This is a genomic window from Desmospora profundinema (genome assembly GCF_031454155.1).
Classification (GTDB): domain Bacteria; phylum Bacillota; class Bacilli; order Thermoactinomycetales; family DSM-45169; genus Desmospora; species Desmospora profundinema.
Genome location: NZ_JAVDQG010000005.1, coordinates 160,342 through 186,815 on the forward strand (window position 1 = coordinate 160,342; position 26,474 = coordinate 186,815).

The 26,474-nt window shown below is 52.3% G+C and carries 21 protein-coding genes and 1 pseudogene; 8 read left to right on the forward strand and 14 right to left on the reverse strand.

Going from position 1 to position 26,474, the window contains the following annotated elements; translation table 11 throughout:
* The first annotated feature begins 205 nt into the window (after positions 1-205).
* The 3 genes from JOE21_RS12075 (at position 206) to JOE21_RS12085 (ending at position 3,525) form a co-directional block, all read left to right on the forward strand.
* Positions 206-1,321: a hypothetical protein gene (locus tag JOE21_RS12075; protein ID WP_309866469.1), complete on the forward strand. Its 1,116-nt coding sequence runs from the start codon at positions 206-208 to the stop codon at positions 1,319-1,321.
* 123 nt (positions 1,322-1,444) lie between these two features.
* Positions 1,445-2,494, forward strand: a complete 1,050-nt coding sequence (locus JOE21_RS12080) for a hypothetical protein (protein WP_309866472.1) — start codon at positions 1,445-1,447, stop codon at positions 2,492-2,494.
* 32 nt (positions 2,495-2,526) lie between these two features.
* Complete coding sequence (locus JOE21_RS12085; RefSeq protein WP_309866475.1) at positions 2,527-3,525, forward strand: hypothetical protein; 999 nt, start codon at positions 2,527-2,529, stop codon at positions 3,523-3,525.
* A 45-nt stretch (positions 3,526-3,570) separates the two neighbouring features.
* Here the strand turns inward: JOE21_RS12085 and trxA are convergent, their stop codons facing one another.
* From trxA to JOE21_RS12115, 6 genes are all read right to left on the reverse strand, one after another.
* The gene (gene trxA / locus JOE21_RS12090; RefSeq protein WP_309866478.1) at positions 3,571-3,885 is read right to left on the reverse strand and encodes a thioredoxin; all 315 of its coding nucleotides are present in this window, start codon (positions 3,883-3,885) and stop codon (positions 3,571-3,573) included.
* Between the two features lie 182 nt (positions 3,886-4,067).
* Positions 4,068-5,051, reverse strand: a complete 984-nt coding sequence (locus tag JOE21_RS12095; RefSeq protein WP_309866481.1) for an electron transfer flavoprotein subunit alpha/FixB family protein — start codon at positions 5,049-5,051, stop codon at positions 4,068-4,070.
* Positions 5,052-5,074: 23 nt separating this feature from the next.
* On the reverse strand, positions 5,075-5,845 hold the full coding sequence (locus tag JOE21_RS12100) for an electron transfer flavoprotein subunit beta/FixA family protein (protein ID WP_309866483.1): 771 nt from the start codon (positions 5,843-5,845) through the stop codon (positions 5,075-5,077).
* A gap of 45 nt (positions 5,846-5,890) precedes the next feature.
* Entirely contained in the window at positions 5,891-6,475 is a 585-nt protein-coding gene (gene fadR, locus JOE21_RS12105; protein WP_309866485.1) for a fatty acid metabolism transcriptional regulator FadR, read from the reverse strand.
* A 244-nt stretch (positions 6,476-6,719) separates the two neighbouring features.
* On the reverse strand, positions 6,720-8,438 hold the full coding sequence (locus tag JOE21_RS12110; protein ID WP_309866488.1) for a long-chain-fatty-acid--CoA ligase: 1,719 nt from the start codon (positions 8,436-8,438) through the stop codon (positions 6,720-6,722).
* 205 nt (positions 8,439-8,643) lie between these two features.
* Positions 8,644-10,140 (reverse strand): spore germination protein, encoded by a 1,497-nt coding sequence (locus JOE21_RS12115; protein WP_374709358.1) that lies wholly within the window; start codon positions 10,138-10,140, stop codon positions 8,644-8,646.
* A gap of 122 nt (positions 10,141-10,262) precedes the next feature.
* Here JOE21_RS12115 and JOE21_RS12120 point away from each other — a divergent pair, with 122 nt between their 5' ends.
* From JOE21_RS12120 to JOE21_RS12140, 5 genes are all read left to right on the forward strand, one after another.
* The gene (locus JOE21_RS12120; protein ID WP_309866494.1) at positions 10,263-11,537 is read left to right on the forward strand and encodes a BaiN/RdsA family NAD(P)/FAD-dependent oxidoreductase; all 1,275 of its coding nucleotides are present in this window, start codon (positions 10,263-10,265) and stop codon (positions 11,535-11,537) included.
* A gap of 265 nt (positions 11,538-11,802) precedes the next feature.
* Positions 11,803-13,554, forward strand: coding sequence for an adenine deaminase (ade, locus tag JOE21_RS12125; RefSeq protein ID WP_309866497.1), 1,752 nt, complete (start codon positions 11,803-11,805; stop codon positions 13,552-13,554).
* A 74-nt stretch (positions 13,555-13,628) separates the two neighbouring features.
* Positions 13,629-15,038, forward strand: coding sequence for an RsmB/NOP family class I SAM-dependent RNA methyltransferase (locus JOE21_RS12130; protein ID WP_309866499.1), 1,410 nt, complete (start codon positions 13,629-13,631; stop codon positions 15,036-15,038).
* A gap of 77 nt (positions 15,039-15,115) precedes the next feature.
* A complete protein-coding gene (locus tag JOE21_RS12135; RefSeq protein WP_309866502.1) occupies positions 15,116-15,373 on the forward strand; it encodes a hypothetical protein in 258 nt (85 codons plus the stop codon).
* A 303-nt stretch (positions 15,374-15,676) separates the two neighbouring features.
* Positions 15,677-16,831, forward strand: a complete 1,155-nt coding sequence (locus JOE21_RS12140; protein ID WP_374709371.1) for a S8 family peptidase — start codon at positions 15,677-15,679, stop codon at positions 16,829-16,831.
* A gap of 55 nt (positions 16,832-16,886) precedes the next feature.
* On the opposite strand, the gene JOE21_RS12145 is transcribed toward JOE21_RS12140, so the two are convergent.
* From JOE21_RS12145 to pheT, 8 genes and pseudogenes are all read right to left on the reverse strand, one after another.
* Positions 16,887-17,543 (reverse strand): NfeD family protein, encoded by a 657-nt coding sequence (locus JOE21_RS12145; RefSeq protein WP_309866508.1) that lies wholly within the window; start codon positions 17,541-17,543, stop codon positions 16,887-16,889.
* A 195-nt stretch (positions 17,544-17,738) separates the two neighbouring features.
* Positions 17,739-20,102 (reverse strand): endonuclease MutS2, encoded by a 2,364-nt coding sequence (locus JOE21_RS12150; RefSeq protein WP_309866510.1) that lies wholly within the window; start codon positions 20,100-20,102, stop codon positions 17,739-17,741.
* A 141-nt stretch (positions 20,103-20,243) separates the two neighbouring features.
* Positions 20,244-20,990, reverse strand: a complete 747-nt coding sequence (gene sleB / locus JOE21_RS12155; RefSeq protein ID WP_445347061.1) for a spore cortex-lytic enzyme — start codon at positions 20,988-20,990, stop codon at positions 20,244-20,246.
* 33 nt (positions 20,991-21,023) lie between these two features.
* Positions 21,024-21,293 (reverse strand): annotated as a pseudogene (locus JOE21_RS17805) (peptidoglycan-binding domain-containing protein); the annotation flags it as partial.
* Between the two features lie 87 nt (positions 21,294-21,380).
* The gene (polX, locus tag JOE21_RS12160; RefSeq protein WP_309866516.1) at positions 21,381-23,099 is read right to left on the reverse strand and encodes a DNA polymerase/3'-5' exonuclease PolX; all 1,719 of its coding nucleotides are present in this window, start codon (positions 23,097-23,099) and stop codon (positions 21,381-21,383) included.
* Between the two features lie 82 nt (positions 23,100-23,181).
* Positions 23,182-23,706, reverse strand: coding sequence for a CvpA family protein (locus tag JOE21_RS12165; protein WP_309866520.1), 525 nt, complete (start codon positions 23,704-23,706; stop codon positions 23,182-23,184).
* Positions 23,707-23,721: 15 nt separating this feature from the next.
* Positions 23,722-23,973 carry a cell division protein ZapA gene (gene zapA / locus JOE21_RS12170; protein ID WP_309866523.1) on the reverse strand — a complete coding sequence of 84 codons (252 nt, stop codon included), beginning with the start codon at positions 23,971-23,973 and terminating at the stop codon, positions 23,722-23,724.
* A 66-nt stretch (positions 23,974-24,039) separates the two neighbouring features.
* Entirely contained in the window at positions 24,040-26,460 is a 2,421-nt protein-coding gene (gene pheT, locus JOE21_RS12175; RefSeq protein WP_309866526.1) for a phenylalanine--tRNA ligase subunit beta, read from the reverse strand.
* Positions 26,461-26,474: the final 14 nt, after the last annotated feature.

Consider the following 26,474-nt stretch of genomic DNA (forward strand, 5'->3'; position numbering starts at 1 on the left):
ATCAAGACGACTGACACCCCTTGTTTAAGGGGTGTTTCATTCTCCCTTTTACTGAAAATAATCCACTTGATCCATTCAGGGGATTATGATTAGTCTGTTCGTACTAATCGTCATAAAATTTACTCCACCTGCTTCCATCACCGGAAAAATCGTTTATTATAGGGGGTGTGCTATGATTTTCGCTTGTTAGAAGGAGGTTTTATTCTTGGGTACATATTTTCGACTCTTGGGTCGACATGGATTGAAGATGTGGCTGAGCAACCTGTTGGGGTTCGCCACTACTTCCATTATCGTCGGTGTATTTTACTTGATCTTTTTTTTCCTTCTCATTGCAATCATTGGAGCCGGCGGAGCAGCCATGGGAGACGCCCTGACCGGGGATGACCCTGCTGCGTTAGGTGAGGCCGTGGCGGGTCTCGGTGCAGGACTTTTGATTTTGGTATTGATCGGAACGTTGTTTTTCATCGTTCTTAGCATCTTCATCTATAGCTTCCTGTTTGCCGGCAGTTATTCTATGGTGAACGAGATCGCGCTGGACGGAACTTCCTCGTTCGGTACCTATTTCAGCTCCGGCTTCCGCTTTTTTGGTCGCATGTTTTTTCATTTGATTCTGATGGGACTCCTATTGATCCCCTTTTCCATCCCGGCATTGGTGGGTGAAGCGCTTGTCATCTGGTCCCATTTCAATGGAAGTCAAACCGGAGTTGCACTGTGGGGGATCGTCGCCATTTTGGGTTGGATCTTTGTTGGCATCGTCAACTTGGGAGCGATGCACGGCCCCGTTATCCTGACGGCGGAAAACAAAGGGGCATGGGAATCGCTCAAGCTTTCTTATAAGGTGACCGTTAAATCCTTTGGAAAAGCGTTCGTCACCATCGTGTCCGTCATCGGAGCCGTTATTGCCTATTATGTCGTATTCGGCCTTCCCATGATGTTGTCCGCCGCATTCGCCAGTGAGGACAATATTGGAGCCGCCTTACTCTATCTGCTGTTCCTCGGTCTCTTCCTCTTGACCCTCCCCTTCGCGCAGATGGCGTTCCAGTTAATCGTTTCCCTGCGCTATAAATGGTACCTGCGCAAATGGGTGGTGCCGGAAGAGGAATGGCCGGATCAATCAACTGGAAATACGGGGGAAAACGGTTTTACCCACACGGCTTTTCCACCACGGGATGACTCTCTGAAAACGGAACCTTCCCCCACCGCACAACCAAAATCGGAAGGGGAGACAGACGCGCAACCTTCCTCTAACGATCCTGGCGAAACAGATGCCCGTCCCCGGAACCAGTATCCGCAGTTTCCCACGGATCCTCACCTGAAGTAAGCCGTCTCAATCAGCTGTCGGGCGTGTGTCCGACAGCTTTTCTTACAAAGACAGGAACAGGATGAAAACACTCCGGAGTAGACTCGTTAAAAAACCGATTGATAAAAGAAAGGATTCCATGCAATGCCAACCACGTGGGAACTATTAAAAAAATACGGATTAAAGATGTATGGAACCAACCTGTTGGGTTGGGTGATTACGTTTGCAGTCTCTACTGTTTTGGGTTTTCTTGCGCAAATTCTCTATCTCGTCCTGTTTGGTGTGGCTGTCCTCGGGTTTGGAAGCAGCGGCCCTGACCGGGATGCAGCCGGAATCGGCTTCTTGATTTTGATGGTTTTGATCAACCTCTTCTTTTATCTCTTCATGTACTTATGTAACGCATTTTTGGTATCCGGCAGCTACTCCATGACGATCGAAGCGGTATGGAAAAATCGGTTTCAATTCTCCACCTATTTTCATCACGGTTTCTCCAAGCTTAAATCGGTCGTGGTTCAGATGCTTTTAACTTGTTTGCTGTATATCCCGCTCCTGTTTCTGCCTGTTTTCTTTTTGGTTATGATGGGGATCGGAATGGAAAGGGGGAACACCGGCCTTGGATTGGGAATGTTCCTACTCTTGCTCAGTTCTTGGATTCCGTTTGCGCTGTTGACCTTGGCACTCCTTCACGCTCCCATCATCTTGATCGCAGAAGAGCGGGGAGCCTGGCAGTCCATCAAGGATTCGTGCAAATTGTTTGTTCGGTCTTTCGGCTCCGTTTTTGTCACCGGCCTGATCGGAATCGCCTATATGGCGGCTCCACTCATGGCGTTCATCCCGCTGTTCCCGCTCCTTTTTTTAGCCGATGGGAATGAAGCCCTGGCAGCTGTAGGCTTCTTCTTCATGCTTCTCCTGTTTTTCGGCAGCATGTTTCTGCTTCCGTTTCTCCAAATCGCCTTTCAGGTGACAGCGGTACGCCGGTATAAACAACTTCTTCGGAAGCATATCGTTACCGATGAAGAAGACCCCGGGCCCTGGGGAGATGAGAGTATCTATGGGTTTGACAGGAATGCGGACTCCGGGAATATATACAACGATAACGGAAACCAGCCACTTCCTGGCCAATCGGCACCCGCCTCACCGAAACCGACCGATCCATCTTCATCGTTCCCGCCGTTCCCCAAAGAGGACCGCTAAATCACTCCACACAGAAAGGATCCGAACAACCGATGCCTACCACTTGGGAAATGTTAAAAAAGCACGGTCTGAAGATGTGGGGAACCAATCTGTTGGGCCATCTCCTCACGTATGCCGTCCTATCCGTCATTTATTTCATTCTCTATTTCGTTTTTGTGATCTTCTTTATTGCCCTATTTGCTTTTGTGGAGGGAGGAGGAGCAGACCCGTTCCAGGACGGTTTTGTCGCCATGATGGGGTTTATTCTCGTTGTCAGCCTCGTCTTTGGTTTGATCAGCGCCCTTGTCTATTCACTGGTGGTATCCGGCAGTTTTTCCATGGTGTCAGAAGTAGTGTGGCGGGATCGGTTCCAGTTCGCCACTTACTTTCAGCACGGGTTTCGCCTGTTGTGGAAAACCATTCAACAAATGCTTCTGCTCTGCCTTTTATCCATCCCGATCTGTCTGCCTTTTTTCTTCAGCCTGTTCGGTTTGGTGTGGTCGTTGGACCACGGAGACGGAAGCTCGGTCATTCTGTTGGCGCTGCTCACCTTTCTCAGTCTGATCCCCATCCTTTTGTTCACCCTGGCCACGCTGCATGCGCCGGTGATTCTTGTGGCTGAAGAGCGAGGACCCTGGCAATCACTCAAAGATTCATTACACCTGTTCACCAACCGATTCGGCACCGTTTTTCGCTCGGGACTGTCACTGCTGGGCTTTTTCTTCTTTTACCCTGTCGCGATGATTCCATCTCTACTGATGATGGCAGCGGGGGAAGCCAACGAAGCACTCGCCTTGCTGTCTATTTTATTTTATTTGTTATCCATAGCGGTGATCTTTCTTGCCCTCCCCTTCGTTCAAATCGCCTGTCAGGTAAGCATCGTACGCCGGTACAAAGAGCACCTGCGCCGTGATCTTGCAGGAGTTGACGCAGGACCCGGCCCCTGGGGGGAATCAAACAGCTATGGATTTATGGATCCGGCTTCGGCAGAATCCTGGGAAGCAGGGAATGTCCATCCAGAGGGCTTCAATCAACCCAACCGGACAACATAAAAAAGAGGCGTAAAGGATCGGTTCCTTTACGCCTCTTTACTTCCTTTAAAAGTGGGGGTTCAACCACTCCAGCAATTGTTCCTTCGGTTGGAAGCCGTGGAGTTTATCCACCATTTCCCCGTCTTTAAAAACCATCAGGGTCGGGATGCTCATCACCCCGAAACGACCGGCAGTATCAGGGTTATTATCCACGTTCACCTTGGCGATTTTCAGTTTGTCGCCCACTTCCTGGTCCAATTTCTCCAGTTCGGGAGCAATCATTTTGCAGGGACCGCACCACGGGGCCCAAAAGTCAACCAAAACCGTGCCGGATTCCACTTCACTAGTAAAGTTTTGATCAGTGACGTCTTTAATCGCCATCAAGTTAGTCCTCCTTCGAATCAATTACACATAGCAACAGTATACCACTGGGTACTGGAAAGATCCAAGTGCTTCGTCATCCGAAACACCCTCATTTTTTATACCCCCCTGTAGTATCCGATAAACCTCGGATGAAAATAAAAAAAACAGGCGGCATAAACACCGCCTGTTTGGTTGGATCATCAGCTTTCCACCAGAACTTTTTTGAACTCCTCCGTCAGCATCGGCACCACATCAAACAAATCGCCGACAATCCCGTAATCCGCGACGCTGAAAATGCTGGCTTCCGGATCTTTGTTGATGGCCACGATCACTTTGGAGTTGGACATCCCGGCCAAGTGTTGGATCGCCCCGGAGATGCCGCAGGCGATGTAGAGATCAGGTGTCACCACTTTCCCTGTTTGACCGATCTGCAAGGCATAATCACAGTACTCGGCGTCACAGGCTCCACGGGAAGCCCCGACAGCCGCCCCCAACACTTCCGCTAACTCTTCCAGCGGTTTGAAGCCATCGGCACTCTTCACACCCCGGCCGCCGGCAACCACGATCCGAGCTTCGGACAAATCGACACCGTCAGATGTTTTACGTACCAACTCTTTCACCAAGGTGCGTAAGGAATCTTCCGCGATATCGACTTCCAGCTCCTCCGCCACAGCGGACCGGCTTGTGTCCGCTTCCAGTGCAGCGATATTGTTGGGACGTAAGGTGGCAAACACTTTCCCTTCCCGTACGGCTTTTTTGACAAACGCTTTCCCAGCGTAGATCGGGCGGGTGAAGACGATCTTACCGTCGCTGAAGTCAACAGCGGTGCAATCCGACACCAGACCCAGACCCAGACGGGCGGCGATCCGTGGACTGACATCCCTTCCTACAGCGGTGTGTCCGGTGAAAATCACATCCGGATCCGTTTTATCGATCACTTGTTTGAAAGCTTGAAAGTAAGCATCTGTCGTGTATTGATCCAGTTTGGGGTTGGAAACCGTCACTACTTGATCCGCACCGTGGTGGGACAGTTTATCCACCTGTCCCTTAGCGTCACTTCCGAACACAGCAGCCGTCACGACGCCTCCCTCAGCCACCTGGGAAGCGGCGGCCAGACACTCCAAGGATACATTGCGCAACTCTCCGTCACGTACATCGGCCAAAACCAATACGTTTTTGCTCATTTGGATCGTTTCCCCCTCTTCCCTCAGATGACTTTTGCTTCATTGCGAAGCAATTGAACCAATTCCTGGGCCTGTTCGTTCAATTCGCCTTCCAGAATCTTACCGGCTTCTTTTTCCGGGGGCAGGAAGATTTCCAATGTTTCCGTCTTCCCTTCCAGTTCATCCTCGTCCAGGTCGAGATCATCGAGGTCCAACCGCTCCAACGGCTTTTTCTTCGCTTTCATGATCCCCGGAAGGGACGGGTAACGGGGATCATTCAACCCTTGTTGCGCAGTCACCAGAATCGGCAACTTCGCCTCCAAATATTCCACATCCCCTTCCACGTCCTTCTCCACTTCCACTTTGTCCCCGTCCACAGTCAGCTTGGTGATGGTGGAAATGTGGGGAATATCCAACAATTCCGCCAATCGCGGTCCCACTTGAGCCGAACCGTCATCAACAGCCATATAACCGCCAAGAATGATGTCGTACTCCAGATCCTCGATTACCGCCGCCAACACTTTGGCGATGGAGTACTCATCCGGGGATTCCAGATCTTCATCATCGACGATGACTCCTTTGTCGGCTCCCATGGCCATCGCCGTTCGCAATGCTTGTTCTGCCCGCTCCGGTCCCACGGTGATGACGGTCACTTCCCCGCCATGTTCGTCACGCAGGCGGATCGCTTCTTCCACCGCATACTCGTCATAGGGGTTGATGACAAACTCCACCCCTTCTTCGCTGATTTGACCATCTTCAATCACGATTCGCTCTTCGGTGTCGAAGGTTTGCTTCATCACGACTAAAATGTTCATCTCACTCGGTTCCTCCTTTTATCTCCCTATTTCTGCTGCTGGGATTTACTTCCCAATCCCTTTCAGGAACAGCTTAGTGATCGGCTCAATCTGATCTTTCAGGCTGTACTTGCAATCCTTCATAATCCAGGAAGTGACCGTCTCGTCAATGGTGCCAAAGATCATACGACGTGCGGTGCGAGGGTCAAAATCATCATGAAACAACCCCTGTTCCACTCCCCGTTGAATCACTTGATCGATCACATTCAAGTATTTTTTTAGAATCAAGCCGATTTGCTTTCGCACTTCGGGATTGGACTGGCGGAGCTCAATCTGGGTCACAATCGCCAATTGGCTGTTGCTCTCCAGGTATTCAAAGTGTAGACGGATCAGCTCCCGCAGTTGTTCCACTGCGGATGGAACCTCGCCCAATGCCGTCTCCACATCTGAGATGAAGGCACCCATCTTCTCATTGAACAATGAGATCAACACATCATCCTTGTTCTCAAAGTACAAGTAGATCGTGCCATCCGCCACCTTGGCTTCCCGGGCGATTTTGGAGACTTGGGATTGATGGTATCCGTATTCCGCAATCACACGAACCGCTGCATCAATGATCGCGTCATATTTTTCACCGGTACGCTTGGCCATGGTAGTCGGTTCCCTTTCTGTTTGGTGGATACGAAGTGAATGATCATTCATTCAATATCTAGTGTATGGCAAAAACCTTCCTTCTGTCAACGGTCTACCTACAGAAAATGAAAGCGCACACATTCTATATGATACCAAGTTCCCATCAACTTTCCCACCCCGCCAGGTTAAATGATTCCTTTCGACCCGGTGGGCATGGCAAAGACACGGCCTCTTGGGCCGTGTCTTTGATGGTAAAGCTCGATTAACGATTTTCCACTGATTTCTCCGCCTCTTCCGAAGCATCTAATTTTTTCTTCTCCTCTTCCAACAAGGCCCTTCGCAACACCTTGCCCACCGTTGTTTTCGGCAGTTCCTCCCGGAACTCATACAATCGGGGGACTTTGTAATTGGCCAGCTTATCACGACAATAAGCGTTCAGTTCTTCCTCGGTCAGCTCTTGTCCTTTCTTGGGAACAATAAACGCTTTGACCGTCTCTCCTCGATAAGGATCCGGCACCCCAATCACTGCGGCTTCCTGGATGGCCGGATGATCATAGAGGACCTCCTCCACTTCCCGGGGGTAGATATTGAAGCCGCCGGCGATAATCAAATCTTTCTGCCGATCCATGATGTAAAAATAACCTTCATCGTCCATCGTACCGATATCCCCGGTATTAAACCAGCCGTCCCTTATGACCTTGGCCGTCTCTTCTTCCCGTTTCCAGTATCCTTTCATCACCTGAGGACCCTTCACCTCAATCACACCCACACCGCCGGGTTCCAGCTCTTCTCCCGTCTCAAGATCCACCACCCGGGCATCCGTATCCGGCCAAGGCAAGCCGATGCTGCCATGCTTACGCTTTTCCCAAATCGGGTTGCCGTGCGTAACCGGGGAAGTTTCCGTCAATCCATACCCTTCCACCAAGCGGCCGCCGGTCAGCTTCTCAAACTTTTCCTGCACCACCAGCGGCAGTGGTGCGGAACCGCTCATGCACGCTTCTATGGACGACAGATCGTATTTACGGATATCCGGATGGTTGATTAAAGCGATATACATCGTCGGTGCACCGGGAAACAACGTCGGCCGTTCCGATTGGATCGTCTTCAAGGTGTCATCCACATTGAAGCGGGGCAGCAACACCATCGTGGCAGCCATGTAAACCGCATAGTTCATCACCACGGTCATTCCGTACACATGAAAGAAAGGTACAATTCCCAACACTTTTTCTTTGCCGCGTTCCCCCTTGTGCATCCACGCACCACACTGAACGACATTGACAATGGTATTGCGGTGGGTCAGCATCGCCCCCTTGGCCAAACCGGTAGTCCCCCCGGTGTATTGGAGAAGCGCAATCTCTTCCATCGATTCCACACGACACTCCACCGGAGTTGGAAGCGCTTTCTTCATTAGGCCAGAAAAAGCGTATACATCGTCACTGCCATAAGGAACATTGACCTGTAACCCGTCTTTTTTCAGCTTAAGCGGGTAGAGCCAGTTCTTGGGAAATGGGAGGTAATCCTTGATGCTGGTGACAATGATCCGCTTCAACGAGGTTCGGGGCCGCACCTTGGCTACTTGGTTGTAAACGAGATCCAGACAAATGATCGTTTCCGCTTCCGAATCGGACAGCTGGTGTTCCAATTCCCGTTCTTTATACATGGGATTGGTTTGGACAACGACGCCTCCCAGAATGAGGACTGCATAGTACGCGATCACCGCCTGGGGGGAGTTGGCCAACATGATGGCAACCCGCTCCCCTTTCTGTACCCCGAGTGTATCCAGGGCATTGGCCATCCGGTAAACATCATGCAACAATTCCCGGTAGGAAAGACGTTTCCCCATGAAATGAATCGCTTCCCGGTTCGGAAACTCCCTGGCTGCCTGCTCCAGGAAAAAGGGCAGTGAATGGTCCGGATAATTCAACTGACGGGCGGTCGGCTCAGGATAGTTCTTGAACCAAGGCTTTTCTTGCGTGGACATCATAACCCCTCCCTTGTCCATGAATGAATAGTCATTCATTTCCATACAAGCCTTTAGATAATTGCGCTTTCTCTTTTTATATTGTAACGAACTTTTCTCCACATGGAAACCGGATTCCGTCAAATTACGATGAAATCCCAAAAAGCACCTCCTTTTTAAGGAAAGGAAGTGCCTTGTGACTCACCCTATCCAAACCAGGCTTGATTCAGCCTCCCCCTTTTCGATCCGGATCTCCGGGAGAAAGGATGCGGGGGCGCTTGGTTTTAATCGGCATCGGCGACCGAACCAACACATCCAACAAGGCCTTGGGATTGAGGGGAATGAGCGGCCATAGATAAGGCGTTTGCAATGATCGGGTCATGGCCAGTATGACAAACCAGACCACCACTCCGATCACCAGCCCCCACACCTTTAACCAAGCGGTCAGGAGCAACAGCGCGACCCGGACCAGGTTATTGGCCAGTCCCATTTCATAACTGGGGGTGGCATATGTACCGATGACGGCAGCAGCCAGGTACAGGATCACCTCTGGGGTGAACAGACCGACATTGACAGCCATCTCCCCCAGCAGGATCGCCGCGATCAAACCCAAGGCCGTAGCCAACGGGTTGGGGGTATGAATCGAAGCCATCCGTAAAATTTCCACTCCTAGCTCCCCGATCAACAACTGCAACAACAGGGGAACCTTCCCCGGATCTTTGGGACCGATAAAGCGAAGCGCTTCCGGCAGCAGCTCCGGCTGTACGGAAAACAGATACCACAGAGGCAGCAGAAACAGCGAGATCCAAATCGCTGCAAACCGCACCCAGCGCAGCGATGCACCCACTATCGGTTTTTGCCGGTATTCCTCCGCATGCTGCAGATGATGAAAAAACGTGGTGGGAGTAATCATCACGCTGGGGGATGTGTCCACATAAACCAGTACATGTCCTTCCATCAGATGAACCGAGGCCACATCGGGACGCTCCGTATATCGCACCATGGGATACGGATTCCAATGGCGGCCAAAGATGAATTCCTCCAAACTTTTCTCCGCCATCGGCAATCCGTCCGTCTCCACTTTTTGTATGGAGTTTCGCATTATTTCCACCAAATCGGGATCCGCCACATCCTCCAGATAAACGAGACAAACATCCGTTTTGGATCGTTTACCAACAGTCATAATCTCCACCCGAAGAGAAGGATCCCGCAGCCGCCGTCTGGTCAGGGCAGTGTTAAACACCAGGGTTTCCACAAACCCGTCACGGGAACCCCGCACCACCCGTTCCATATCCGGCTCTTCCGGGTTACGGGCAGGATACTCACGAACATCGATTAAAATCGCTTCCGTTGCACCATCCACCAACAGGGCAACCGGGCCGGACAAGACACCGGCCACAATATCTTCCAGCTTCTCGGTCGTTTCCACTTCCAGATAACCCACATGGGTTTCCACCAGATGCTTGACCGGATTGGGCAAAAGATCTTCCCGATCCAACAACGCCAGGTGTTCCATCACCCGGTTTAAGATATCGTCTTTGGCAAATCCGTCAACAAAGTATAAGGCAAAGCGCTTGCCCGCATACTGCAAGTCCCGCTTAACCACATCAAAGCTTTTTTCCACACCCAGGACCTCATCCAATACCTGGGTGTTGATTTCCAAGCGTTTATCCACTTTTCGCGTTTTCCAATCTTCCGTTTCCGATACCTTCAATGAAATCATCCATTCTTCAATGGAATTGTCCCCTTTAGTATGTCCAGAAAACAACGATGTCAACAGTGGACGGATGGAGTGAATCGGGTAGAATAGAAAGGATGTCATGAACCATAAAGGAGTCGAAGGGAATGGATGCCGATGTAATCGTGGTGGGTGGCGGCCCCGCTGGATTGATGGCGGGAGCGGCGGCAGGAATGCACGGGGCGCAGGTTCTGCTGCTGGACAAGGGGCAAAAGCTGGGGCGCAAGTTAGCCATTTCGGGTGGCGGGCGCTGCAATGTAACCAATAACCGGGAGGCAGCGGAAGTGATCCGGCACATCCCCGGTAACGGCCGGTTTTTATACAGCCCTTTTTCTACCTTTGACAACCGCGATATCATTCGCTTTTTCGAAGAGTTGGGAGTCACGTTAAAAGAAGAGGACGAAGGGCGCATGTTCCCTGTATCGGACCGGGCGCAGGCAGTCGTGGATGCCCTCCTTCACCGATTGCGTCAGCTCCATGTGGAAATGCGCACCGGTGTAAAAGTGACGGACCTCCTTTTTGACGGAAGTCGTGTCGCCGGCGTCCGGTTGGCTGACGGAAAAATCTTGCGTGCAGCCGGTGTGATTGTGGCTGTCGGCGGCAAATCGGTTCCGCAAACCGGTTCCACCGGAGACGGATACGATTGGGCCGTCGCTGCCGGTCACACTGTTACAGAACTTTTCCCCACCGAGGTGCCGCTCACTTCTGCCGAGCCCTGGATCCGGAACCGAAGCCTTCAGGGAGTTTCCTTGCGGGGTGTTCAGCTGTCGGTCTGGAACCCCAAAGGAAAAAAGCTGGTGGAACATACCGGTGACCTGCTGTTTACCCACTTCGGTCTGTCAGGTCCCATTGCATTACGGTGCAGCCAATTTGTCGTGAAGACGTTGAAGCGATTCAACACCCCCACGGTACGATTAATCCTGGATTTTTTTCCCGTCGAAACAGGCGATGATCTCCAACGACGTTTCTATCAACGCTGGCAATCCGCTCCCCAAAAGAGCCTGAAAAACATGCTGAAATCGATTTTGCCGGAACGAGTGGTTCCCCTTCTCATGGAGCAAGCGGCTTTGGATCCGGCGATCACATGGGCCAACTTTTCCAAAGCGGCCTGCCATCGACTCGTTTCCCTTTTGAAATCCTTTCCTATCGAAGTTAACGGCACCTTGCCATTGGAAAAAGCGTTTGTCACCGGTGGCGGAATCCATTTGAAGGAGATTGTCCCCCGCACCATGGAATCCAAAAAAAAGACCGGCCTCTACTTTGCCGGCGAAATTTTGGACATCCATGGTTACACCGGGGGATACAACATCACTGCCGCTTTCAGCACCGGTTTCACCGCCGGTAAAAACGCCGCAGAACAAGCCCTGGGAACGCGGGCTTAGGGCGTGTCTGATAAATCCGTCGGGCGAGATTCCGGATCGGTATGGCTGTCTTCGTTTCGTTGCAAAAAGCGCAAAGGCTCTCCGCCAGCCATACCGACCCTCCCTTTTTCTCACGGAAAATTGAATTACCAGACACGCCCTAAAATAAACGTACCGCTAGGGACAGCGGTTCGTTTTGTAGCATGCAGATTGGTGCTTGCGGTCATCCTGAGACAAAGGGATCCCGCTGTGGTATATTGGTGGGAAAACTCGAGGAGATGGCCGCATGGAAACATTGGAATCCTATAAACGAAGGACGGATGTGGCAACGGGAAAAATTCCTGCCGATCTTGTATTGAAAAACGGAAAAGTGATCGATGTGTTTAATGGGGGATGGATGGACGGGGACGTTGCCATCATCGATGGAACCATCGTCGGAGTGGGACGTTATTCCGGTAAAGAGGAGCGGGACGTTTCCGGCCTGTATCTTTCCCCTTCTTTCATTGACGGACACGCCCATGTGGAATCCGCCATGGTGACCCCAACCGAGTTCGCCCGAATCGTCCTTCCCCACGGAGTGACCGCCATTGTGGCCGACCCTCACGAAATCGCCAATGTGGCCGGAGCGGATGGAATCGATTATTTGTTGGCGGACTCGGAAGGATTGCCGATGGACTTTTTTTTCATGCTCCCTTCCTGTGTTCCAGCCACTTCCTTTGAACAGGCGGGGGCGGAGTTGGATGCGGAAGCACTCCAACCCTATTACTCCCATCCCCGCGTACTGGGACTGGGGGAAGTGATGGATTATCCTTCGGTTGCTGCCGGGAATCGGGGAATACTGAAAAAGATCCTGGATGCATCCCGACATGGTTTGCGGGTGGACGGACATGCTGCCGGCATCGGACCGGAAGGAATTAACGCATATGCCGCTGTGGGAATCCGGTCGGATCATGAATGCGTCAGCGCCGACGAAGCACGGGAGCGTTTAAAGCGAGGGATGTACCTCATGATCCGGGAAGGATCCGTAGCCAAAAACCTGCAAGCCCTTCTGCCGGTTGTCACGGAGCGGAATGCCCGCCGCTGCCTGCTGGTGACGGATGACAAACACGTGGATGATCTGGCCCGGGAAGGAAGCGTCAACCACCCCATGCAAATGGCCATCCGCCAAGGATTGGATCCCGTCACCGCCATTCAGATGGTGACCCTTAATACAGCCGAGTGCTTTGGCATTCCCGCCAAGGGTGCCATCGCTCCCGGTTATGATGCCGACATCGTCGCGCTGGAGGACTTATCGACAGGCAAAGTGGAGCGCGTTTGGAAAGGGGGGAGGCTCGTTGCTGAAAACGGGCGTCTGCTGGCTGATGCCATTGCCGATCACCGGCCCGAGTTACCGGTCCGAGTAAAGGAAAGCATTCGGCTCGCACCCTTGTCGCCATCGGATCTCCATCTCCCTCTTACGACGGAAACCGCCCATGTGATCGGCATTATTCCCGACAGTTTAATAACCGAACACCGGGTGGAAACGGTCTTCCGTCAAGAAGGTCGATTTATCCCCGATCCGGATAAGGACCTGCTCAAACTGGCCGTGGTGGAACGACACCGTGCGACCGGATCCGCCGGTATTGGCATTGTAAAAGGACTGGGCCTGAAACGGGGAGCGATCGGCTCCACTGTGGCCCACGACTCGCACAATATGATTCTCGCCGGCACCAACGACCGCGATATGCTTCTCGCCGCCCAGGCGCTAAAGCAAATGAACGGAGGGCTGGTGGCCGTGGAAGACGGAGAAATTGTCGCTTCCCTTCCTCTCCCGATCGCCGGATTGTTGTCGGACCAACCGGCTCAATCCATCCTGGAGCCGCTGTCCACCTTAAACCAACAGGTGCGGCGATTGGGCGTCTCCATCACCAATCCTTTTGTCACCCTTTCCTTTCTGGCGCTGCCCGTCATTCCTCATTTGAAACTGACCGATCAGGGACTGTTTGACACCGACCGCCAATGCTTTATCGCAGTGGACACAGGGGAAGCGTTGGCATGATACTCGGTTTTTTCATTTCTTTTCCACTCCATTTTGCTACAATGAAACATGCGCTTACAGGAAGGAGCTGAAGGATGGACCGACTACCCGAGGATTATCAAAGTCAGATGAAGGCAGGCCTGGGCGGCGAGTATCCGGCCTTCCTAAAAACATACCAACACTCCCCTCACCGGGGACTTCGCATCAATACATTAAAACTGTCACGGGAAGAAGCGATGAAGCTCCTCCCATTCACCCTGGAACCGATTCCATGGTGCCCCACCGGATTCTTTTATCCACACGGATTGGATCGGCCTGGGAAACATGTGTTTCATGCTGCCGGCCTTTACTATATCCAGGATCCGAGTGCGATGGCACCGGTGGAAGCGCTGGATCCTCAACCAGGGGAAGCCGTGCTGGATCTGTGTGCGGCACCGGGGGGGAAAACTACACAGATTGCCGCCAAGATGGATGGCGCAGGACTGCTCGTAGCCAATGAGATTATGGCTCCGCGCCGTAAAGTATTGGTGGAAAACCTGGAACGTTGCGGGGTTGTCCATTCCATCGTCCTGGGAGAACGACCGGATCGGCTAGCCGCCCGTTTTGCGGGTTTTTTCGACCGTATCTTAATCGATGCCCCCTGCTCCGGTGAAGGCATGTTTCGTAAGGATCCCGAAACGGCCGAACGCTGGAGTCTGAAAGCGACTGAACAATGTGCCGTCCTGCAAGGGGACATACTGGAATCCGCCGCTCCGATGCTGAAATCCGGCGGTGTTCTGGTCTACTCCACCTGCACCTTTAACCCTCGCGAAAATGAGCAAGTGATCGACCGATTTATTCGAGATCACCCCTCCTTTTCCCTGGAAACCGTTCCGGGGCATGAATATTATCAACCCGGCCGTCCGGACTGGGCCGATACCAATCAAGCCCTTTCCGTAACTTCCCGACTCTGGCCTCATCATCTTAAGGGGGAAGGCCACTTTGTCGCCCGACTGCGCAAAGCGCCGGGACCGGAAGGCAGGCGTCAGCGACCCGGAAAATTTCCGCCTGTTCACGGGGAAGCGATGAAGCAATTTAAGGGGTTTGTACAGGAAAACCTGAAAGACGACCCCACGGAAAAACCATTTACCCTGTTTGGAGAGCATTTGTATCAGACCCACAAAAATATACCCCCTCTCAAAGGGATGGTCGTGGAACGGGCGGGACTTCACCTAGGGCAATCCAAGCGTAGCCATTTTGTTCCCTCACACGCATGGGCCATGACATTGGATCCGGCCATTGTCAAACGGTCCGTCTCGTTTGATCCGAAAGACCCCGATCTTCATCGCTATATGATGGGAGAAGCCATCCCTTCCGACCTACCAAAAGGATGGACTCTGGTTATGGTGGACCGGTTTCCGCTGGGATGGGGCAAAGTATCCGGGGGACTGTTGAAAAACCACCTCCCAAAATGGCTCCGTTGGGATGCCCACTTTATGGATGAATCCGGTTCTTCCGACACCTAATACGCTTTACGGGGAATAGATCGGGCCATCCCTCTCTATAATTGTTACTAAAGTACGGATCGGGAGGGAAGTCGTTCGTGATGGTTTCCTTCTGGCATATCCGTTGGCCCCGATTCTCCCTTTATCCTCCCTTGATGATGGGTATCATTCAACCGGAATGGCTCTACCTGTACCAATTGATGAGTGATTCCCAAGCGGAACGAATCCGCCAAACCCGGGCTTGCAATGAATTCACTCCATCATCTACGGTAAATACACCGATTCGCATTCGATTTCATGCGAGACCGGAATCGGGAGATAAAAAAAGAAGTCCCATGATGATAAGAGCGTATTAAGCGCTCTTTTTTTATGGTTTTATGATGAATATCCTCGAAAAATCAGGATTCATTAAGCGTCTGTTGATTATATTTTTTGTTGTTAATCAAAAAATATCGGATTCTTATTTTACATTTTTATCCTTATACTTGCTTCAATTCCTTGAAAAAGGCATTATTAAAGATCCATTATTTCCTTGTTTTATTTTTGTTTTCAGTATTTTTATAAAAATAAATTTTCTTCGAAGGGGATTTGATTAAACTGATCGAATATTTTTACCAATCCTAACAATTAAGGGAGTGATTCTGTTGAAACGCTTGCTCATGCTGTTAGCTGTATTTCTGTTGGCCGTCGCCTTGGTTCTGCCATCAGCCGCATCCGCCACACCGGAGGTAAAAGCCGAGCCGAATTATGTGCCGGATGAGTTGATCGTCAAGTTTAAACCGGGCATCGCCGGACAAGCCAAATCGTCCATACATGCCCAAGAAGAAGCCAAAGTGGTTTCACGAAACCACGCCGTCGGCCTTGAAGTGGTGAAGCTTGAAAAAGGTCAATCCGTCCAAAAAGCGATCCAAGCCTACGAAAAAAACCCCAACGTGGAATACGCGGAGCCCAACTATATCGTGAAGGTGGATTGGACCCCCAATGACCCCGCCTTCTCCACCCAGCAATGGGGACCGCAACGGATTCAAGCCCCGCGAGCCTGGGATATCACTCGCAGCAGCAGCAACATCCGCATCGCGGTTATCGATACGGGTGTCCAATACAATCACCCGGACTTGAGCGGAAAAGTGATCCGGGGCTACAACTTTGTGGAACGCAACTGGAATCCCTATGACGGGAACGGCCACGGCACCCATGTTGCTGGAATTGCCGCTGCCATTACCAACAACGGAATCGGCATGGCGGGGATGGCCCCCAACGCTCGGATCTTCGCCGTACGCGTGCTGAACAATTCCGGCAGCGGAACCCTGGCTAATGTGGTCAACGGCATTACCCACGCCGCCGACAACGGATCCCACGTCATCAACTTAAGCCTGGGTTCGACCAGTGGCGCCTCATCCCTGGAAAGCGCGGTCAACTATGCCTGGAACCGGGGGTCCGTCGTGGTGGCCGCCGCCGGTAACGCCGGAAACACATCGCCCCATTACCCCGCTTACTATGCCAACGCCCTCTCTGTCGCCGCCACTACCTCTTCCGACGCCAAAGCCTGGTTCTCCACATACGGCACGTGGGTGGACGTAGCCGCGCCCGGACACAGTATCTATTCTACCTTTCCCACCAACACCTACCGCAGTCTGAGCGGAACCTCCATGGCCGCTCCCCATGTGGCGGGATTGGCGGGACTACTGGCTGCCCAAGGCCGCAGCAACAGCCAGATTCGCACCGCCATTCAGAACAGTGCGGACCGCATCTCCGGCACAGGCTTTTACTGGCGCTACGGCCGGGTCAACGCTTATCGGGCTGTCACTTATTAAAGAATCCGAAACAAAAAGCACCGCGCGATCACCGCGGTGCTTTTTTGCATCCCGTTTACGAAGTGCTTTTCGATTCCCGCTTTTCATCGCTCACTTCATCAACTAAAATCCGGGTGCCGTCCACAGACACCACCTGAACACGGGTATCCTTTTTGATCCACATTCCCCGGGAGATGGCACTGTAACGGGCTCCCTCCAATTCGATCGTACCGGATGGCCTAAAATCCGTCAGGGTGACGGCCTCTTTGCCGATCAAATCCCGGTATCGCTCATTGACCGAACTGTAACCGGTCTCACGGGTTAAAGCACTTTTAAGCACGATTCGATCCCACACATCGCGGCGGGGCAATACTTTAAGGGAGAAAAAGCCCATTCCGATTCCCATAAACCACATAAAGCCCACTACCGTACCCGTCAACCAATCCCCAGTTGGAACCACCAAACCGATCAGCATAAAGATGAGTCCGATCCCGGCGATGGTACCGTCCTGGATCAGTTTTCCGTCCAACAATAGCAGCAGCAAACCGACCACCAATAGTCCAATGGACCAGGTATTCCAAGTTGGATTTTGGGCAAAGGCATACAGCCCCAGCAACACCAGACCGGAGATTCCCGCCAACCCCCGTGCTTTCACCAGAAATTCCGTCACCAACAACATTCCGGCCAAAAAAACGATCAAACCGGCACCGAAAGGCTCTTGCAAGAATTCCATAAGCATTCCTCCTTCCAACCCATCCCTGGATCGGGATATTCCACGTCCAACTTCGGGTTCCCTTCATTTAGACGGCATTTAAGAAAAACCAGATCAAACCGACGATAAAAAACAAAAGACCGATGGAACCCAAAATCATGGCCAGCCGTACAAGCATCCATATCCTCCTTTCGACCAGTGAAAGGGTGTCCACACTCATCTCAGTTGAACAACCGTTACTCCCAATCCCCCTTCACCCTGTCCGCCGGAACGGTAAGTCTCTACTCTTGCGTGACGATCCAAATAGCGTTGCACACCGTTTCGAAGGGCACCTGTTCCTTTTCCGTGAATCAGCGTAATTTGTTCATAACCAGCGAGAAGGGCATCATCCAGATATTTATCAATTTCAGGAATCGCTTCCTCCACCAATTTTCCTCGAAGGTCCAGTTCATGACGGACCGATGAGGAGGAACGGCGGTAAGAGGTACTTCCCTTAACGGCTTCATCCCGTTTTGGTGTGGATCGCCACTCCAGGTTGTTGCGATCCACTTTCATCTTCATCGCTCCTACCTGAACCTGGAATGCATCCTCCCCCAAAGCCTCAATCACTTGTCCTTTTTGGCCAAACGTACGGATGAAAACTTCGTCCCCCACCGCAATAGAACGATTCTTCTCCGATTCCGTTCCGGTGACGGGCCGGGGCCAATCCGCTTCAGGAGCAGCCTCTTCCAACCGTTTACGCGCTTCGATCAACTGGTGCTCCTTGATACTTCCCCGTTGTTCCCGCGTCCATTGACGCAACTCCTCCAAAACGGCTTCGGATTCCCTTTTCGCCCGTGCGACGACTGATTGGGCATCGCGTCGTGCCGCTTCTTTCAACTTCTCTTTCTCTTCTTCCCAGAGACGCCATTGGGCCTTTAGGTCGGACAACAGTTGATCCGCTTCCCTGCGAAGCGCTTCCGCTTCTTTCCGCTTTTCCGATGCGGTCCGGGTATCCGTAGCCAGGGAACCGATCATCTCCTCCAGACGATTTTCATCATGACTGATCTGGGCCTTCGCTTCCTGAACCACCTGATCCGGCAAGCCCAATCGTCGAGCGATTTCAAAGGCGTTGCTTCGACCTGGAACTCCCACCAACAGCCGGTAGGTAGGACTTAACGTCTCCACATCGAACTCTACGCTGGCGTTGATGACCCCTTTCCGGGCATGGGCGAACACTTTCAGTTCCGTATAATGGGTCGTAGCCACCAAACGAGACCCCTGTTTAATAATATGATCCAAAATGGCAATGGCCAAAGCGGCGCCTTCGGTGGGATCCGTTCCGGCACCCAGTTCATCCAACAGCACCAAGCTGGAAGAATCTATTCGCTCTAATATCCGGATGATATGGGTCATATGGGAAGAAAACGTACTTAGATTCTGCTCAATGCTCTGTTCATCCCCGATGTCGGCAAACACGTCTTTAAAAACCGCCACTCGGCTGCCTTCTTCCGCCGGAATGGGAATTCCCGACTGCGCCATCAAAGACAAGAGCCCGATTGTTTTTAAGGTGACGGTTTTGCCTCCGGTATTGGGCCCCGTAATAATGATCGCTTGTGTATGCCCGTCCAGGCTGACATCGATCGGTACGACATCATCCATGGCAATTAACGGGTGACGCGCTTGCTTTAACTCAACAGAACCTTCCTTATCTAAGTGAGGACAGATGCCTTTTAACCGCTTTCCCAATCGGGACTTTGCGAAAATGACATCCCACTGGGTCAACAAATCCAGATTATGCTCCAGTGCATCAGAATTCTCCTGTACAGCCAGTGTCAGTTCACCAAGGATCCGTTCCACTTCCCGCCTCTCGTCCAACTCCAGTTCCCGCATGCGGTTGTTCTGGTTTACCACCGATTCCGGTTCGATAAACAGCGTTTGGCCGGAAGCCGATTGGTCATGAATAATCCCGCTGAACGCACCGCGGTACTCTTGTTTAACCGGCACCACGTAACGATCGTTTCGCTGAGTGATAATCCCTTCCTGCAACATCTTTTGATAGTGAGGGGAACGCAAAATCTGTTCCAGTGAAGCACGGATCCCCGCCTGCAACTGCAGGATGGCGCGGCGAATTCTGGCCAGCTCTGGACTCGCCTGATCCATCACCCGCCCCTCTTCATCAATAGCGTTTCGAATAATGCGCGCCAAGGAAGAGAGCTCCTCCAATCCATCAGTCAACCCCCGCAGGATAGGAAGCGGCCTCTCTTCTTCATCGATCCCTTCAATCAGTTTCCGTACCTGTTTTTCGCAGGCGGCAGTGCTGGCCACTTGCAGCAGTTCAGAAGGGGAAAGTACTCCACCGATATTTGCACGACGCAATGCGGAGCGAATATCCTGCAAGCCCTCCAGCGGCAAGTCCCCCCGTAAACGAAGAACATCCAATCCCTCTTGAGTAGATGCCAAACGCTGGCGAACCTCTGCCACATCGGGGGAAGGTGTCAAGCGGGATAACTTTCGTCTGGATACTTCCGAGGATGCTGATTTTTCCAATTGTTCAATGATACGATCATATTCCAGTGTACGCAACGTGTGCGAATCCAACACGAACACTCCCTTACGCAGACACATCAACTGCATGTGCAAATCCTTTGTTATTATACCATGTTCTTCCCCCTGCTGCTTTGAATCGCCTTTGTTCCAGCAAAAAACCGGCTTCCTGGGAAGCCGGCGAAGGTTACTCGATCACCGTGCGAAGATGTGTTTGCCGATTCTTTTGATTTGCGGACGTCCCCAAATCCAGCCAGACGTAGCCGTATCCGGGTTGAAGTAGTATATCGCCCCTTCACTGGGATCCCAACCGTTTATGGCATCGTATACCGCCTTACGCGCTTGCTCATTGGGTTGCATATTGATCTGTCCGTCCGCCACCGCTTCAAATGCCAGCGGTTCATAGATGATGGCAGAGGGGTTATTGGGAAATTCATCGTTTTCCAAGCGGTTGAGTATGACTGCCGCCACTGCCACTTGCCCCACATACGTTTCCCCCCGGGCTTCCGCATGTACCGCCTGAGCCATGATTTGAATATCCTGCTTCGACAACCCTGCATTGGATCGGGGAACCCGCTCCATCGGTTTGGCCTGGGTGACGGGGGGAGCTTCTGCAGCCGGTCCCGGTCGCCGTTCAGCCTCACCCTCCGCTGCTTCCGGAGACCATCCGCGAGTGGCTCGCCACAGTTTCAACTTGGTACGGGGACCCACTTTTCCATCCACTTTCAATCCGAAACGATATTGAAAATCGCGAACAGCACGGTCTGTCTGCCTGCCGAATTGGCCATCGATCTTACCGGCGTAAAAGCCGATGAATTGTAATCGACGTTGCAACTCCCATACATAGCCGCCTTTATCCCCTTTGTGGTAAATCCGGTTGCTGACACCCGGAGCCCAGGGTTTGGTAGCATCCCACAGCACCTTTTTTGTTTTCGCATCCACCGTGCCATCAACCTCTAGGCCGAATTGTGACTGAAATCGGCGTACAGCACGATAGGTCCTGTTTCCAAATGTGCCGTCGATTTTTTCTTTGTAGAAACCCAGATACTGCAGGCGTCCTTGCAGCTCCGATACTTCTTCTCCTGATGATCCTTTTTGAAGAACACCTTGCTGCGCGGAAGACATCTCCTTCTCCGCCGTACGTTCCACCTGAGCGAATGCATCAGATGGGATGCCGGCCGTCAGGGTCGTTGACAACAACGTCACCGTACAAAATAACAGCAGAAGTCGCTTGTTCATGCCCATTCAACCTTTCTCTCCAGGCTGGAAATCTTCTGCCGTTAGTATTCCTGCATTCCTCCCACCTATTCAAAAAATAAACAGGCTTTTCCCTCAGCCACCCCGCTTTTGGGCCAACCAATCCTTTAAACGGTCGATGGAATAGGTATTGATCACATCCTCTGCCTCCAGCCATCCCCTGCGGGCAGTGGCGATTCCCACACCAATATGGGACAACATCTCCGGCGTGTGAGCATCAGTATTGATGGAAAAGCGTAGGCCGTATTCTTCCTTGCCCCGCTTCAGATACCAATCATTCAAATCGAGACGGTGGGGGTTTGCGTTTAATTCCAGTACAGTGCCTGTCCGTTTCGCAGCTTCAAACACCCGGTCCAGATCAAGACCATAGGGATCACGCCGGTTAATCAGCCTTCCCGTCGGATGGGCGATGATATGGACATAGGGATTTTCCATGGCAGCGATCATGCGACTGGTTAACGTCTCTTCATCCTGTCTGAAGCCACTATGAATGGAAGCGATAACCAAATCCAGCTCCTGCAAGACTTCATCGGGATAATCGAGACTTCCGTCAGGCAGGATATCCATTTCCACTCCTGCCAATACGGTCATTCCATCCAGCCGGTCATTAACCTGATCAATCTCTTCCCGCTGCCGTTTCAAATCATCCGCCGTCAATCCGCTTGCCACTTTTAGGGATTGAGAATGATCGGTAATGGCAATGTAGGCGTATCCTCTTTTTTGGGCTGCAATCGCCATCTCCTCCACCGTCGCGGATCCATCACTCCAGCGAGTATGCATATGAAGGTCGCCCCGGTAATCTTCAATACCCAACAACTCCGGCAACGTCGGAATATCCACCTCTCCCCGGTCCTCCCGCAACTCCGGCACCACAAAAGGAAGACCCAGTTTATCAAACATCTCCCGTTCTTCCCGGAAGGTAAAGACCTCCTCCTTTTCCGGATCGAAAATTCCATACTCGCTCACCTTCCACCCCAGTTCCTTGGCCCGTTGCCGAATCCGCACATTATGCTCCTTGGAACCCGTAAAATGATGAAGAGCCGAAACAAATTGTTCCGGTTGAACCAGCCGGACATCCACTTGAATCGCCAGCCCCATCTCCACCATAACACTCACCTTGGTTTCACCATGGTTCAACACCTGAGTAACCTCCGGCATCGCCGTGATCCTCTCTGCCACGACTGCGGGATGTTCCGTTGCCACGACAAAATCCAGATCTTTAACCGTTTCCTTTCTGCGTCTCAGACTTCCCGCCGGTTCCACCCGCTCCACCTGAGGGATCTGACGCAACCGTTTCTCAAGGGTCTCCGCCACCGGCAATGCATGGATCAACAGTGTCCGTACAGGCCGCTTATTCCATTTCCGGATTCCCTCTGCCAGGTTGCGTTCCTTTTTCTCACCAAAACCGGGTAGGTGACGAACTCGCCCCGCCTCCACCGCTTGACGCAATTCTTCGATCCCCGTCACACCCAGTTCCCGATACAGAACATGAATCGATTTGGGTCCCAATCCCGGCAGTCTCATCAGCTCCGGCAAGCCTGCGGGCAATAGGTTTCGGATCTCATCCAACTGCTTTGACTGTCCTGTTTCCATGATTTCCCGAATTACCGCAGCCGTGCCCTTACCCACACCAGGCAACTCTTCCGGTCTCTCCAAGGCATCGATGGGAACCCGACTGTTTTCCACCGCCCGGGCAGCCCGGCGATAAGCATTCACTTTAAAGGGATTCTCCCCTTTCAACTCCATCATGTCAGCCAATTCCTTTAAAATGGCGGCTAGTTGACCGCTTCTCATCCGTATTCGCCCCCTTTTTCATAGAATGTCCCCACAATGGAAAAACCCCCCGAAGGGGGGCTCAATCAGTGAACGACATCAATCAGGATGGATCCTTTGTTTCAGCCTGGCTTCCCAATTCCGGAGTTAACTCCAATAGACTCTGACTGAGAGTCGACTGTTGCACCGCAGTCTGTCCGGATTCCCAGGGAAGAGTAGCCAATAGGTTGACCACTACCAGAATAACCAAAAGCACCTTTAATAAACCCAGCACCGCACCCCCGACACCGTTAATCTGCGCCAACACCGGTACGCGGAACAGTTGGGTCAGCACGGATGCTACGACGGAAAGTAAAATTCGGACAACCACAAAAATCAGCACAAAGGCCAAAAGAGTATAGATCGCTTGTTCCAATGGCAGCAAACCCCACACACCGCCACTGAGGCTCTCCGGCAGGGGGATCACCCCCGCCAGACTCTCAGAGAGTTCGCTACTGAACCGCCAAGCCAGATACAGAGCAACAATCACTCCCAGAAGAGCGGACGCCTCTTTGATCAAACCTTTGCGGTAACCCTGTAACAGGGCTCCAATCAACAACAGAACAATCACTACATCCATCCAGCTCATGAACATCCCTCATCTTCATGGTTGATCATCTTCGATAAGATGCAGGATCTCCTCGTGCTCTTGTTTCAATTTCATATACGCATCCGTCATGTTGACGGCGGAAAGCACCGCCAACTTGGTCGTATCCAGACGGGGATTTCCCTGGGCGATGGCGCGCATGCTCTCATCCACTTGCCGCGCGACTTCCCGTACGTAGGTGGGGCTTGCTTTCCCCACGATATTGTACATTTGACCGTAAATCTCAACGGTTTGTCTATTTTTACTCATGATTTAAGCGCCTCCTGAACACCACGGGTTCCCTCATCCATTCGATACCGGACGCCCGTCATCCTTCTAACTTCTGAGAGCCGCACCAAAACGAGTTTCCAGATGACGCACGATGCCGTCATGCACTTCGTTCACTTCTTTGTCCGTCAAGGTTTTGTCGGCGGAACGATAGCGCAGGGAGTAAGCAACGCTCTTATTTCCTTCCCCGATTTGTTCACCGGTAAACACGTCGAACAATTGAACGCTCTCCAATATCTCCCCGCCGGTTTCCCGGATTGCGTCAGTCAGATCGCCGGCAGCGATCCGTTTATCCACCACCAAAGCCAAATCACGGGTGGTTGCCGGATATTTGGGCAGAGGGGTAAAACGAACAGTACTCTTTTGTGCCGCTTCCACCAACGGACCCAGTTCCAGTTCAAACACAATCGTATCGCTCAAGTCATGCTTTTCAGCCACAAGGGGATGCAGCTGCCCGATCAAACCGACTTCTTCGCCGTCTAATCGAATCTTGGCAGTACGTCCGGGATGATAACCTGTCAGTTGTTCCGCCTGGTAATCCACCCCATCGACACCGATCCGTTTCAATAGACTCTCGATCAATCCTTTTGCCGCAAAGAAATCCCAAGGCTCGGATGGTCCCACCCAGTGGGAGGGAATTTTCTCTCCGGTAACCAATGCGGATACCATCCATCGTTCTTCCGGCAGCTTCTTCAATTTTTTCTCATCGGTAATAAAGACCCGGCTTAACTCAAACAGGGCCACCCGTTCTTCTCCCCGGTGAATATTGTATTCCGCTGTTTCCAGCAGCTGCGGAATCAGCGTTGTTCGGAGCCATTTCCGTTCATCGCTCATGGGCATATGAAGACGGATGGGACGGGCATCGGCGGCCGGATGGTTCAACTCTTCCAGCCGGCTTTTCGAAGTTAAGCTATAATTAATCACTTCCGATAACCCCGCATGGCGCAACGTTTGTCGGATCACTCGGCGCAAGCGTTGCTCCGGGGTGAGCGCCCCAGGAGACTGTTGCCCCCACGGGAGGGTTTTTGGAATCCGGTCATAACCAAACAAACGCGCCACTTCTTCAATCAGGTCCACTTCGATGGAAATGTCGGGCCGACGGGAAGGCACCTCCACCTGATAGACTTCGCCTTCCACTTTTACCGGGAAATCTAAACGTCGGAAGATGTCGCAAACGGTGGATTCATCAATCTTCACTCCGAGCATGCCATTGAGTCGTTGGTGACGCAGGGTGATCGTCACATCTTCGATCGCAGCCAACTGTTCTACCGTAGTGGGAGAGACGGGGCGGGCATCCGCCAGCTCCATCAACAGTTCTACAGCCCGTTTCAAAGCCAGACGGATCCCGGCCGGATCGACTCCTTTTTCAAAGCGGTTGCTGGCTTCAGAACGAAGGCCCAACTTCCGGGCCGTCCGCCGAACGGATGTGGGAGAGAACCAGGCGGACTCCAGCAGGATCCGTGTGGTATGAGCCCCCACCTCGGAGTCTTCTCCCCCCATCACGCCTGCGATGGCGATTGGGCGCTCCCCATCTGTAATCAATAGGGTTTCATCGTCGCAAGCACGAGTCACCCCGTCCAATGTGGTGATTGTTTCACCTGCATTCGCCTTGCGTACCACGATCTCGTCCCCGGAGAGTTTATCGTAATCAAAGGCGTGCAAGGGTTGGCCCCATTCCAACATCACATAGTTGGTCACATCCACCACATTATTGATGGGGCGGATTCCCGCAGCCAGGAGCCGATTTTGCAACCATTGCGGAGAAGTTCCGATTCGAATCCCGTCCAGCACCTGGGCTCCATACAATCCACAGTCTTCTTCCGCTTCCAGTACGAGTTCCACCTGGATTTCGTCCCCTTGCGGAACATCCAGCGTTTCGGGAAGGGTGACGGTTCGGTCCAGCACGGCTGCCACCTCATAGGCCACCCCCGTCATGCTGAGACAATCGGAACGATTGGGCGTCAAATCCAGCTCCAGCACATAATCATTCAGGCCCAATACTTCCTCCGTCGGCTGACCCACTTCCGCCGCTTCCGGCAATACCAAAATTCCTTCCTGTTGGGCTTTTGGCAGGAGTTTTTCCGGCATCCCCAATTCTTTCGCGGAACAGATCATGCCTTGGGAAGCAACTCCCCGCAACTTCGATTTCTTGATTTTGATACCCCCGGGCAACGTCGCCCCGTGCAGCGCAACGGGCACTTTTTGACCAGCGGCTACATTGGCGGCACCACAAACGATTCCCAGCTTCTCCTCTCCCCCCGTGTCCACCCTGCATACTCGCAGCTTATCGGCATTGGGGTGGGGGTCCACTGTTTCGACCAAACCGACAACCACATGGGACAGTCCTTCATTCCGGGCTTCCACGATATCCACTTCAATGCCACCCCGGGTCAACGCTTCCGCCAACTGCCGCGGCGTCACCCCTTCCAAATCCACATATTTCCGCAACCATTGGTACGATACCCGCATGGAACACTCCCCCT

Excerpts from the sequence above, each read along its gene's own strand:
- JOE21_RS12085 (WP_309866475.1), top strand. The coding sequence starts at position 2,527 with ATGCCTACCACTTGGGAAATGTTAAAAAAGCACGGTCTGAAGATGTGG.
- JOE21_RS12130 (WP_309866499.1), top strand. The coding sequence starts at position 13,629 with ATGGACCGACTACCCGAGGATTATCAAAGTCAGATGAAGGCAGGCCTG.
- JOE21_RS12095 (WP_309866481.1), bottom strand. The coding sequence starts at position 5,051 with ATGAGCAAAAACGTATTGGTTTTGGCCGATGTACGTGACGGAGAGTTG.
- JOE21_RS12145 (WP_309866508.1), bottom strand. The coding sequence starts at position 17,543 with ATGGAATTCTTGCAAGAGCCTTTCGGTGCCGGTTTGATCGTTTTTTTG.
- ade (WP_309866497.1), top strand. The coding sequence starts at position 11,803 with ATGGAAACATTGGAATCCTATAAACGAAGGACGGATGTGGCAACGGGA.
- JOE21_RS12120 (WP_309866494.1), top strand. The coding sequence starts at position 10,263 with ATGGATGCCGATGTAATCGTGGTGGGTGGCGGCCCCGCTGGATTGATG.
- fadR (WP_309866485.1), bottom strand. The coding sequence starts at position 6,475 with ATGGCCAAGCGTACCGGTGAAAAATATGACGCGATCATTGATGCAGCG.
- JOE21_RS12080 (WP_309866472.1), top strand. The coding sequence starts at position 1,445 with ATGCCAACCACGTGGGAACTATTAAAAAAATACGGATTAAAGATGTAT.
- JOE21_RS12110 (WP_309866488.1), bottom strand. The coding sequence starts at position 8,438 with ATGTCCACGCAAGAAAAGCCTTGGTTCAAGAACTATCCTGAGCCGACC.
- zapA (WP_309866523.1), bottom strand. The coding sequence starts at position 23,973 with ATGAGTAAAAATAGACAAACCGTTGAGATTTACGGTCAAATGTACAAT.
- trxA (WP_309866478.1), bottom strand. The coding sequence starts at position 3,885 with ATGGCGATTAAAGACGTCACTGATCAAAACTTTACTAGTGAAGTGGAA.
- JOE21_RS12140 (WP_374709371.1), top strand. The coding sequence starts at position 15,677 with ATGCTGTTAGCTGTATTTCTGTTGGCCGTCGCCTTGGTTCTGCCATCA.
- JOE21_RS12115 (WP_374709358.1), bottom strand. The coding sequence starts at position 10,140 with ATGATTTCATTGAAGGTATCGGAAACGGAAGATTGGAAAACGCGAAAA.
- JOE21_RS12165 (WP_309866520.1), bottom strand. The coding sequence starts at position 23,706 with ATGAGCTGGATGGATGTAGTGATTGTTCTGTTGTTGATTGGAGCCCTG.
- pheT (WP_309866526.1), bottom strand. The coding sequence starts at position 26,460 with ATGCGGGTATCGTACCAATGGTTGCGGAAATATGTGGATTTGGAAGGG.
- polX (WP_309866516.1), bottom strand. The coding sequence starts at position 23,099 with ATGAGAAGCGGTCAACTAGCCGCCATTTTAAAGGAATTGGCTGACATG.
- JOE21_RS12100 (WP_309866483.1), bottom strand. The coding sequence starts at position 5,845 with ATGAACATTTTAGTCGTGATGAAGCAAACCTTCGACACCGAAGAGCGA.